Source organism: Dorea ammoniilytica (assembly GCF_025567415.1).
In the GTDB taxonomy this organism is placed as follows: domain Bacteria; phylum Bacillota; class Clostridia; order Lachnospirales; family Lachnospiraceae; genus Claveliimonas; species Claveliimonas ammoniilytica.
In genome coordinates, this window is record NZ_JAOQJV010000028.1 from 1 (window position 1) to 11,402 (window position 11,402).

At 38.9% G+C, this 11,402-nt stretch carries 11 protein-coding genes; 9 read left to right on the forward strand and 2 right to left on the reverse strand.

Annotated features, from left to right (window positions below; translation table 11 throughout):
- Positions 1-281: 281 nt before the first annotated feature.
- On the forward strand, positions 282-944 hold the full coding sequence (gene deoC / locus OCV65_RS13010) for a deoxyribose-phosphate aldolase (RefSeq protein ID WP_262582427.1): 663 nt from the start codon (positions 282-284) through the stop codon (positions 942-944).
- Between the two features lie 60 nt (positions 945-1,004).
- On the opposite strand, the gene OCV65_RS13015 is transcribed toward deoC, so the two are convergent.
- Together OCV65_RS13015 and OCV65_RS13020 are read right to left on the reverse strand one after the other, a co-directional pair.
- A complete protein-coding gene (locus OCV65_RS13015) occupies positions 1,005-3,014 on the reverse strand; it encodes a BglG family transcription antiterminator (protein ID WP_262582428.1) in 2,010 nt (669 codons plus the stop codon).
- 10 nt (positions 3,015-3,024) lie between these two features.
- Entirely contained in the window at positions 3,025-3,468 is a 444-nt protein-coding gene (locus OCV65_RS13020; RefSeq protein WP_262582429.1) for a hypothetical protein, read from the reverse strand.
- 516 nt (positions 3,469-3,984) lie between these two features.
- Here OCV65_RS13020 and OCV65_RS13025 point away from each other — a divergent pair.
- From OCV65_RS13025 to OCV65_RS13065, 8 genes are all read left to right on the forward strand, one after another.
- On the forward strand, positions 3,985-5,391 hold the full coding sequence (locus tag OCV65_RS13025) for a PTS ascorbate transporter subunit IIC (protein WP_262582430.1): 1,407 nt from the start codon (positions 3,985-3,987) through the stop codon (positions 5,389-5,391).
- A gap of 68 nt (positions 5,392-5,459) precedes the next feature.
- On the forward strand, positions 5,460-6,311 hold the full coding sequence (locus tag OCV65_RS13030; RefSeq protein WP_262582431.1) for a transketolase: 852 nt from the start codon (positions 5,460-5,462) through the stop codon (positions 6,309-6,311).
- A gap of 1 nt (position 6,312) precedes the next feature.
- Positions 6,313-7,272 (forward strand): transketolase family protein, encoded by a 960-nt coding sequence (locus tag OCV65_RS13035; protein ID WP_262582432.1) that lies wholly within the window; start codon positions 6,313-6,315, stop codon positions 7,270-7,272.
- Complete coding sequence (locus OCV65_RS13040) at positions 7,269-7,724, forward strand: PTS sugar transporter subunit IIA (RefSeq protein ID WP_262582433.1); 456 nt, start codon at positions 7,269-7,271, stop codon at positions 7,722-7,724. Before OCV65_RS13035 ends, OCV65_RS13040 begins: the two co-directional genes overlap by 4 nt.
- 76 nt (positions 7,725-7,800) lie before the next feature.
- Entirely contained in the window at positions 7,801-8,106 is a 306-nt protein-coding gene (locus tag OCV65_RS13045; protein ID WP_262582434.1) for a PTS sugar transporter subunit IIB, read from the forward strand.
- Between the two features lie 33 nt (positions 8,107-8,139).
- Entirely contained in the window at positions 8,140-8,424 is a 285-nt protein-coding gene (locus tag OCV65_RS13050; protein ID WP_262582435.1) for a PTS sugar transporter subunit IIB, read from the forward strand.
- A gap of 157 nt (positions 8,425-8,581) precedes the next feature.
- Complete coding sequence (locus OCV65_RS13060) at positions 8,582-10,486, forward strand: HAD-IIB family hydrolase (RefSeq protein WP_317258824.1); 1,905 nt, start codon at positions 8,582-8,584, stop codon at positions 10,484-10,486.
- A 48-nt stretch (positions 10,487-10,534) separates the two neighbouring features.
- A complete protein-coding gene (locus OCV65_RS13065; RefSeq protein ID WP_262582437.1) occupies positions 10,535-11,251 on the forward strand; it encodes an HAD family hydrolase in 717 nt (238 codons plus the stop codon).
- Positions 11,252-11,402: the final 151 nt, after the last annotated feature.

Below are 11,402 nucleotides of genomic sequence, written 5' to 3' on the forward strand. Positions count from 1 at the left end.
TATCCTGATGACGAATATTTCTTTCTGAAGCTATTCGATATGAGCCGACAGAGCTACGAGAGGAATCGGAAATCCCACAAAATTTGTGATTGAGCCAAAATAAAGCGAATTCTATTCTATCTTAGGGTCTCTCTAATCTTTCCCAACTGACAGTAGGTTTACACCATCTATTTTGCAAATGTTTCTTTACGAAAAATACAATGTGGCGTATAATATAATTAAATATGCTGGAATGAAAATGTGGCATAGTAAGATATAAATAATATAGAAAAGGGGAAGGCATGATGAACGATATCTTAAAAAGAGTTGATCACACATTACTGAAACAGACATCAACATGGGAGGAAATCAGAAAAATCTGTGACGATGCAGTTCAGTATCAAACAGCTTCTGTTTGTATTCCACCTTCTTTTGTAAAACAGGCAAAAGAATATGTTTTGGACAAGATGCAGATATGTACGGTAATCGGTTTTCCGAATGGATATAATACAACAGCCTGTAAAGTGTTTGAAGCGCAGGATGCAATTCATAATGGAGCTGATGAGATTGATATGGTAATCAATCTTGGCTGGGTAAAAGAGCAGAATTATAAAGCGGTAAAAGAGGAAATTGCGGAATTAAAGAAAGTATGTGGCACAAAGATATTAAAAGTGATTATCGAAACCTGCTTTTTAACAGAAGAAGAAAAGATAAAAATGTGTCAGGTGGTAACAGAAGCAGGAGCTGATTACATTAAGACATCTACAGGATTTGGAACAGGAGGAGCAACACCGGAGGACATTAAACTGTTTTCTGAACACATTGGAGAACATGTGAAAATGAAAGCGGCAGGCGGTATTTCTACATTAGAGGACGCTGAGGAGTTTATAAGATTAGGCGCCGAGAGACTGGGTACCAGCCGTATTATTAAACTTGTAAATAACAGGGAAGCATCAGGATATTAAACCGAATCAGGAAGAAAAAGGAAAAGTGGTGTCGGAGTTAAACTCTGGCACCACTTTTTTCTACGAATTCAATTCGTTTTGGAGGAAACTATAGATGTCGATTGATTTGTTAAAATCCGTGATTTTTTGAATGTTTTTCTTCTTTTGGAAGATTTTTAAAATATCATTTAGCACTTGAATATGTTCCGTTTGGTTTTCAGCGGCTAGAGTGATAATAATTGTTGCCTGTTTTTCATTTAAGAATGGAACAGGTTTTTTAAATGTAGCCATTGATATTCCTAATTTTTTTACTCCATCATTTATGCTGGAGTGAGCAAGTACAATATCAGAATTCAAGAACATGTGATATCCGTTTTTCTGATTACGAATGATGGAATCAATATATGATTGTGTAATAACATCATCCATGAGTAGTGAAGAAGCTGAAATGTGAATAGCCTGTTCCCAATCCACCTCGTTCTCAACAACTTGAATGTGACCTGGATTTAAGTAATACAATAAACCTTCCCCATAGCCTTTTTGCGGTAAAGTATTGATGTTTTTGTCTGAGAACGTATTCTTCAATTCAGTTTGGAAAAGTTCCAGTTTATCTTCCGGCATGTATTTAGATGCAATTTTTACAATTTCGTTTAATTGAAGCTGCATATATGGTTCAGCATACATACATTTTCTTAAAATGGCAATTCTGTCCAGGTCTGTCAGGATCGGGTGTACTTTTACCAGGTTCTGTTCTTCTTTGATGTATATTGTTGAAATGACGACATCATAGTTATGATTTGGGTCGTAATCCTGAAGTGAAATGTTTGTGATCTCATTTGCCTGTGGGACCAGGGCCATCACTTCATTTTTGATCATTGCACTGGTTCCGGCACCGCTGTTACAGATTACGAGGATTTTGAACTCATTTTCAACCGGCTTCCTGGAGATGAGATAAGCTCCAAAGTGTAGTGTAAGGTAAGCGATTTCGGCATCTGAAATATAGAAGCCGATTTTTTTCTCCAGTACTTTACAAGCCCGTTTGGTAAATTCAAACAATTCAGAATATTCATTTTTAATCTCATTCAACATTGGGTTTCCTAATTGAATGCCATAACGATAACGGTACATAGAAGAATGCAAGTGGGCTGTGATTGCTTTGATTAGTTCTTCTTTGTTGGCAAAGTAAGAAAGCGTCACTTTTTCAAATTCTTCAACCAGCTGTTGTGCTAATCTATATGACTCGTGTTCTTTGTTCATAATATTGACTGGTACCGTTTGAATCCTGGAACCAAGCAAATGTAATGAAACATAGATTTTCTCATTGGTGATTAAGTCTGGGAAGTATGTATCTATTAATTCGTATTCCTGTGTTTCTGTGATCTCTGCCTCATCTACGTTAAAGAATTGTAAAGATTCCTCTTTGTTCGCCATTTCAGTAATGAATACTGCTAAGGCAGGAAGCACACCGGAAACATATTGTTCATTTAACTTGTTTTCGATCTCTTTCAATTTTGTCAGGTTTGCCTCTACGATCGCAATTATCTCTTCGCTTTTGTTATTCATGTAAATTGTCCAGAGATCGGGGAATAGTAAGAAGAATAGTGCACGCTTTTTAAATACGTCTCCAACAACAGTATAACCAGTTCGGATGGAATAGGATGTTGTCAGATTGTATTGATTCAGTATTTTTGTAACCTGTTTGAAGTCATTAATAATCGTATTCCGGCTTACATCACATGTTTGTGCAAAGTTTTCAATATATAAGGTCTCACCACCGACTAACATCATGCAGATCTCTGTGTTGTATCTCTCCTGAGGAGAGAGTACGACAGGTGTTGACTGCTCAAGATAGTATTCCTGGCGGAGAAAGGAGCGTTGATCTTCTGTAAGGATGATTCCTTTTTGCCTTTGCTGGACAATCGGTGGTATTCCGTTATTGGAAAACCAACTATTTATTTTATTGATTTCATAGTAAATCGTTCTTTTAGAGACGTTTAAGTGTGTGGCGATTTCATTAACAGTAATGTAGTGATTGGCATAAAGAAGCAATTGTAATACTTCCTCGCTTCTCTTATCTAAATAATAATCCATTGTTACCTCTTTATAACATCTTCTTGATTTTTGAATGATACGGTGTGTCTTTCAAATGTAATCTGGCATCTCGTAAATATCGTTTTGCCTCATGCTTGTTGCCATTGTCTGAATAATGGACACCCAGCATATATTCCATAATACCAATCTGGCTGCTGTGGTTACCTTTTACATTTTTCAATGCATCGAGTTTTTCTTTTATGATCTCGACATCATCTTCCGTTGCAGAATGGTCGACAAGCATTCGAAACATTGCACGATCGAATTCGTATTCTTCTGCTTTTGCAGAGTCTTTTAAGAATTTTAACTGCTTTTTGCACATTTCTTTATCCTGTGCATCAACAAAGAAGAAGAAGGTTGTGCTGATTGCCTGATTTTTTTCTTTTTTTGAAAACCTGCCATCGATTACTGCATTCAGCGTCTCTGCCAAACGCTCCATATCGTTGGTTGCCATGAATAGTTGGATTTTTCCCCATAAGACGGCATATTTACCAAACAGATAGGAATATAATCTGCCATCTAAAATTTTTAACGACCCTTCTATATCATTCTTTTCGTTACATTTTCTTAATCTGGTCTTAACATTTGCTCTAATGTAATAAGGAAAAGCAAGTGCCATCATAATAAGAAGAAATAGCATTAAGTATTGCTGAAATGTCATAATAATTCCTCTGATTCTTTCCAAATAAATTATTTGTTACTACCTTATTATTATAAAAAAGTGGTGTTTTTGAATCAATTACAAAACATTGCAACTATCGTGCAGTCGTTTGTGCAAGAAAATGTACAGTCATAAATGTATTGCAAAATGAAATGAAAATTTTTGTTCTCGTATTTTTTTTTGTTGTAGGGCATAATATTAATATAATAGATCGTGATGGTTTGTTCGAGTACCAATATAGATTAAGTGGCCAGAAATATATATTGGACAAACACACAATCAAATAAAGACAAAGGAGAGAGAAAAAGTATGTTAGGTTTTATTATTAACATTTTGTCAACACCTGCTATTTGTGTTGGTTTGTTGGCAATGGTTGGTTTGATCCTGCAGAGAAAACCAATCGAAGAAGTTGTCAAAGGTACAATCAAATGTATCGTTGGTTTCCTGGTAATCTCAGCCGGTGCTTCTTATATCCAGACAGGATCTTTGTTAGCATTTGGTGAACTTTTCAATTATGCATTCAATATGCAGGGAGTAGTGCCTAATAATGAGGCGGTTGTATCTATGGCGCTGACTCAGTTTGGTTCAGATTCAGCTTACATTATGGTTTTGGGAATGGTATTCAACATTATTCTGGCTAGATTCTCAAGACTGAAATACATCTTCCTGACAGGTCACCATACATTGTACATGGCTTGTATGTTAGCCGTTGTATTAAGTGTATCAGGATTGAAAGGATTCCCATTGTGGATCGCTGGTGGATGCTTGCTGGCATTCGTTTCTGCGTTCTCACCATGGTTCTTACATAGCTCAATGGAAAAAATCGTTGAAACTGATGAGTTGGGATTCGGACATTTCGGTGGATTCGGTTACTGGGTATCTGCACAGTGCGGTAAATTATTTGCTAAGAAAGCAGATGAGTCAACAGAGGATATTAACTTCCCACAGCGTTTGACTTTCCTGCGTGATTCAACTGTTTCAATTGGTATTACAATGATGGTATTCTTCCTGGTAGTAACTGGTGTTGCTGTTGGAAAGGGTATCTTGAATGCAGATCCAGCTGATTTTGCAAATCTGGGAGAACTGTTAGTTGCTGGTGAGACAACAACTCACTGGGCTGTATTTGCTATCAAATCTGGTTTGAACTTCGCTGGAGCTGTATACGTAATCTTGAGCGGTGTACGTCTGGTAGTATCTGAGATCGTTCCTGCATTCCGTGGTATTGCTGAGAAACTTGTACCAGGTGCTGTACCTGCGATCGACTGTCCGGTTGTATTCCCATATGCACCAAACGCTGTATTGATCGGATTCCTGGTATCATTCGTTGGTGGTGTTGTTGGATTATTGGTATTGATGGGCGTTAACGCTTCGATTGCTCCTGTAGCATTGATCTTACCTGGTGTAGTTCCTCATTTCTTCTGTGGAGCATCTGCTGGTGTATTTGGAAATGCGGAAGGTGGATGGAGAGGATGTGTCCTTGGATCATTCGTTCACGGATTGTTGATCACTTTCTTACCAGCTATCGTTATGCCTGTATTCACAAACATGGGATTCACATCAGCTACATTCTCTGATGCAGACTTCTCATGGATGGCATTGGTATTTGGTAACTTGTCATTAAGCGTTGGAGCAATGATTATGTTAGTAATTTCAGTTGTAGTATTCTTAGCTCCAATCGTTTTAAGTGCAGTTATTCCTGCTAAAAAAGAAGCTTAATATTTAAATTGTTACAGAAATAAAGAGAGAAGTAAAACGCTCTCTTTATTTTTGAATAGGGGGTAAATATGACTGGTACTGAATTGAAAAATGTAAAAGTTTTGGCAGCTAACATTCGTATTGACATTTTGAAAATGCTGGAAAAACGTGGATATGGTCATCTGGGCGGATCCTTATCAATTGCAGATCTTATGGCGGTATTGTACGGAAAACAATTACGCTATGATGCAAAAAATCCTGATTGGGATGAAAGAGATATGATTGTTTTATCAAAGGGACATGCCGGACCGGGATGGTATTGTGCATTAGCTAATTGTGGATTCTTTGATAAAGAATGGTTATATACATTAAATGAGGGTGGAACCAGATTGCCATCTCATCCAGACAGAACAAAAACTCCGGGTGTTGATATGACAACGGGTTCGCTGGGACAGGGCACAAGCACTGCCTGTGGTATGGCTCAGGGACTGAAGTTAAAAGGCTCTGAACAATATGTTTATCTGATCGTTGGCGATGGTGAATTAAATGAAGGACAGTGCTGGGAGGCATTCCAGTATATCGCTGCAAAAAAATTAAATAACTGTATTGTTATTATTGATGACAATAAGAAACAGTTAGACGGTTATACAAAAGACATCTTGAATCCGTTTTCTTATGAAGAAAAAATGAAAGCGTTCGGATTTGATACACAGGTTGTTCCGGGAAATGATGTTGAAGCGATTGATGAAGCGATCAATCGTGCAAAAGCTGTAAAAGACAGTGCGGTTTGTATTATTTTGGATAACATTAAGGGAAGTGGCGTAAAATACGCTGAAGAATTAATGGCTAACCACTCAGTCAAATTTAATACTGAAGAGATGGTTAATAAGAACCATGCTGCAATCGCAGAATTGGAAGCATTTGTAAAGGGGGCTGAATAACATGTTCACATTAGACCATGAAAGAAAGATGGGTAAACGTGAATTGCGAATTACTGTTGCTGATGCTGTGAATGAGTTGATGGATGCTGACAAATCGGTATTATTTTTGGAATCAGATTTAGCAGGAGCCAGTGGTTCTGGGAAAATTCAAAAAGCACATCCTGAACAATACATACAGGTAGGAATTGCTGAGGCAAATATGATGGGGATGGCTGCAGGCTTGTCTGCAGTTGGTTTCAAACCATACACTCATACATTTGGTCCGTTTGCAACCCGCCGCGTATTTGATCAGGTGTTTTTGTCAGGTGCTTATGCACACAACACAATTAATATTTTTGGTTCAGACCCAGGATTTACAGTAGGTCCAAATGGCGGTACTCATACTACCTGGGAAGATGTTGCTTTAATGAGAACAATTCCTGGAGCTGTAGTATGTGACGCAGCAGATGATGTTCAGTTAACCTGGATCGTGAAAGAATTCGCTAAATCTGAGGGGATTCACTATGTAAGAGCAAATCGAAAAGCAGTGAGAAATGTATATGCTGAAGGTTCCACTTTCGAGATGGGTAAAGGAAATATTGTCAAAGAAGGCAAAGATGTACTGGTAATTGCTGCCGGACAACTCGTTTCTGACGCTTTGGATTGTGCTGAAAAGTTAGAGGCAGAGGGTATCTCTGTTGAAGTTGTAGATATGTTTTGTATCAAACCACTGGACAAAGAACTGATTATCAAAGAAGCTGCTGGCAAAAAAGCCGTCGTAACATTTGAAAATCATTCAGTAATAGGCGGACTCGGAAGTGCTGTTGCCGAAACATTACTGGAAGCAGGTGTTTCTGTTAAATTCAAACGACACGGTGTTGAAGATAGATTTGGACAGGTAGGAACAGCTGACTTCCTCCAGAAAGAGTTTAAGTTGACTTCTGCAGATTTGGAGAACACAATTAAAGGAGTATTATTATGATGATTCAGGAATTGATTAAGAAAGAAAATATCGTGTTGAAAAGACATGCGAAAGACTGGAAAGAAGCAGTTCACATTTCATTAGAGAAACTGGTGGAAGGAGGATACTGTACAGATCAGTATGAACAGGGTGTTTTAAAAAATACAGCAGAATATGGCCCTTATTATGTGTTGACAGAAGAATTTGCATTGGTTCACTGCAATGATTTTGCATCCGTAAATGAGACTCAGATGGCTGTTACAACTTTAGATGAAGCGATCAAATTCAGTGAGGATGGATATGATGTTCGTATCCTGGTTGCATTGGTTGCAGTTGATGGAGATAAACACCTTGATGGTATCCGGGCGATTTCTAATATTTTTGCAGATGAAGATAAGGTTCAGGAAATTATCGATGCTACAGAGCCAGAGAAAGTATTGCAAATGTTTATTGAATCTGCAGAGGAAGAGTAGTAAAATATAATTGGATCATGCGAAGATGTGTGGATAATATCTGCACAGTAAAAAATGAAAAAGAGAGGAAAAGAAAATGGCAGAAATTAAAAGCATTATGTGCTGTTGCGGTTCAGGACTTGGAAGTTCAATGATGGTGCAGATGAATATTGAGAAAGCTTTAAAGAACATGGGAATTACAGGAGTTACTGCAGGACATACTTCATTATCAGAAGTTAGTCCGGCTGCAGCTGATCTGTTCGTTGTAGGACGTGATATTGCTCCGGTGCTGAAGGACTACCCAAGAGTTGTAGTTTTGACAAAAATCATGTCAATGAAAGAGTTGACTGAAAAGCTGGAGAAAGCTTTTGCAATGACAGATGATACATTCCATATCGATTAATCTGATTGTTTTATGCAGAAGATTAGGCAAATTATGTGTTGCTGCGGAAATGGGCTCGGAAGTTCAATGTTCATAAAGATGAACATTCAGAATGTAATCGAAGATTTGGGAATAAAAAATGTAACGGTATTCAATGGTTCGATTACAGATGCGCACCCATACAGTGCGGATATGTTTGTCGCAGGAATTGATGTGGCACCTGTATTGAGGAAATATCCAAGAGTAGTTATATTAAAAGATTTGATCTCATACGAAGAAGCGAGAGAAAAATTGAAGCAGGCATTTGAGTCTGAAGAAGAGAGCTTTTTCATTATATAACTATGGAAATAGCAACCAAATTCAGGGATTAAGCGTAGTGGTTTTAGGGCTGCTACGCTATTTTGTTGCCATGCATCTGAAAGGATCTGCCTGTGGGCAGGTTCTGCAGGTTGTGTATCACATTTGAATGAGGTTATTACGAGTAAAGGAAAGAGTTATGATTAAATTAGCAGTATTTGATTTAGATGGAACATTAGCGGAATTGGGAGAATGGATTCAGCCAGAAAATGTTGCCCTCCTGAAAAAATTGGAGGAGAGAGGAATCCGGGTTGCAATCTGTTCTGGAAAACCTGCGTATTATCTTTGCGGTCTGCTTAGACAGGTGGGATTAAAACAGCCATTGATTGCAGGAGAAAATGGAGCTGTTGTGCAGAGTGGGATTACGCTTCCTCCAAAGGATTTTTGGATTCAGCCGTATTCAGAAAAGGCGAAGAAGAGTATTGCATTTTTGAAAGCAGAATTTGACAGAGTATTGCCGAATATGTGGTATCAGCCAAACCTGGTTGGTCTCACACCATTTCCATCGGTAGAGGAAGAATTAGATATTATTCAGGAAATTATTGACGAGAATAAAACAAAACTGGAAGACATTGAGATTTACCGACATGTAGATTGCTTCGATTTTATGCCTTCAGGTTTAAGTAAAAAAGCCGGTATCATCAGGCTGGAGGAGATGCTTGGGATAACATCTGAGGAAGTGGTTTGTGTTGGAGACGGAGTGAACGATTACCCGATGTTCGAACATGCGGGATTGGCTCTTGGAATTCGAATTCCGGAAAAGGAGCTTGTTGATATGAACTTCTTGTGTGTCAACGATGCGCTTCGATACCTGATCAGTAAAACAGAAGAAAAATATGTGATCGACTCGAGCGAAAATAAAGAATTTCTTCGCAAGATGAGAAATGAATTATTTTCTTTTGGACGCAACTTTGCATCGCCAGGGGGGTCTTCCTATTATCTGGGAACCGATGGAACACCAATGAAAGATAAAAATCGGGAAACCTGGATTACCTCACGCATGGCTCATGTGTACAGCATTGGAGCATTGCTTGGTCATGAGGGAAGCGAAAGCCTTGCTGATGCAGCGTTAGAGGGGCTTAAGGAGGAATTATATGATCAGGCTAACGGAGGATGGTATGCGGGATTTTCAGCGGATGGAGGTATCATTCCGACCAAACAGTGTTATGCCCATGCATTTGTTATTCTGGCAGCGACATCAGGTATACTGGCTAATCGGCCAGGAGCGGGTGAGCTTTTGAAAGAGGCGTTAGAGGTATATGATCGGTACTTCTGGGATGAGAAGGATGGACTTGCAAGAGATACCTGGGATACAGAGTTTAAGAACTTAAGTGATTACCGTGGATTAAATGCAAATATGCATTCTGTTGAGGCATTTCTGGCAGTTGCGGATGTGACTGGAAATGAAATGTATCGTGAACGTGCAGGACGTATCATCAGACATGTCATTGGCTGGGCTAAGAGTAATGAATGGAGAATACCAGAGCATTTTGACAGCAATTGGAATATGGATCTTGAGTGCAACAAAGATACACCGGATGATCAGTTTAAGCCATATGGAGCGACACCGGGACATGGTATTGAATGGGCAAGACTGATCACTCAGTGGGCCTGTTCAACGTATGAATCTGAGAAAGACAGATACGAATATGTAGAAAGCGCAGAACGCCTGTTTCAACGGGCAATTGCAGATGCCTGGAATGTAGACGGCGCTCCGGGAATCTGCTATACAACAGATTGGGATGGAAGGCCGGTGGTACATGATCGTATGCATTGGACTTTGGCAGAAGCAATCAATACTTCTGCAGTGCTGTATCATCTGACAGGAAAAGCATATTATGCAACAAAGTATTATGACTTTATGAAATATCTTGATGAGAAGGTGCTTGATCATGAGAACAAATCCTGGTTCCATCAGCTGGACAGAAAGAATCAGGTTCTGGATACGGTATGGCCGGGAAAACCAGATATTTATCATGCCCTGCAGGCGACATTAATTCCGTATTCGGCAATTGATACATCAGTTGCTGCTGCGGTGCACTGATTTGGGCAGGGGAACTTTGGTTCACAGAATAGGATAAGGTGACAATTTATGATAAAAGCGGTATTTTTTGATGTAGACGATACGCTGTATAGCCAGCAGCAGGCTTTCAATGGAGCGTATAAGGAATTGCTTGAAGGGAAATATGAGATCTCAAGGGATGTACTCTACAAAAGATTTAAGTATTACTCTGATGATATTTATCATTATTATATGGATGGTGAATGGACTTTGGATGAAGTCGGTATTTACCGAATCGTTCATACTCTGGGGGACTATGGACTGTCTTGTACAGAGGAGCTCGCATTAGAATTTCAGCATCGTTATGTTTATTATCAGCAGTACATTTATCTTTCGGAGACGACAAAGAATATGCTGGATGCTTTGAAAGACAGAGTAACCCTGGGAATTATCACCAACGGAAATTCAAAGAGACAGCATGGAAAGATTCAAACTTTAGGAATGGAACGCTGGATGGATGAGAAGAACATATTTGTTTCCGGAGATCTGGAGTTTGCAAAACCAGACACAAGAATCTTCTTACTTCCTCAAAATACACTGGGATTAAAAGCAGAAGAGATGTTGTATATAGGTGATTCTTACGAGCACGATATGCAGGGTGCGAAGGCAGCAGGATGGAATACGATATGGATGAATCGACGAGGACACGACATTCCTGAAGAAGATTGTTGTGCAGATCGGGTCGTTCCCAACGAAGAAGCACTGTTTCAGCAGCTGTGTCAGATGCTGAAAATCAATTCAAGATAAAGTACAACGACAAGAAATGTAAGGCTTTGCGGGGAAATTGGTGTAAAGAAATTGTTAGTTGAATAAAGAAAATAAAAATGAGAGTAATCACTTTCTAAGGTATAATGGTTTCGACGAAAAAAACATATATCAAAGGAGGATTACTCTCATG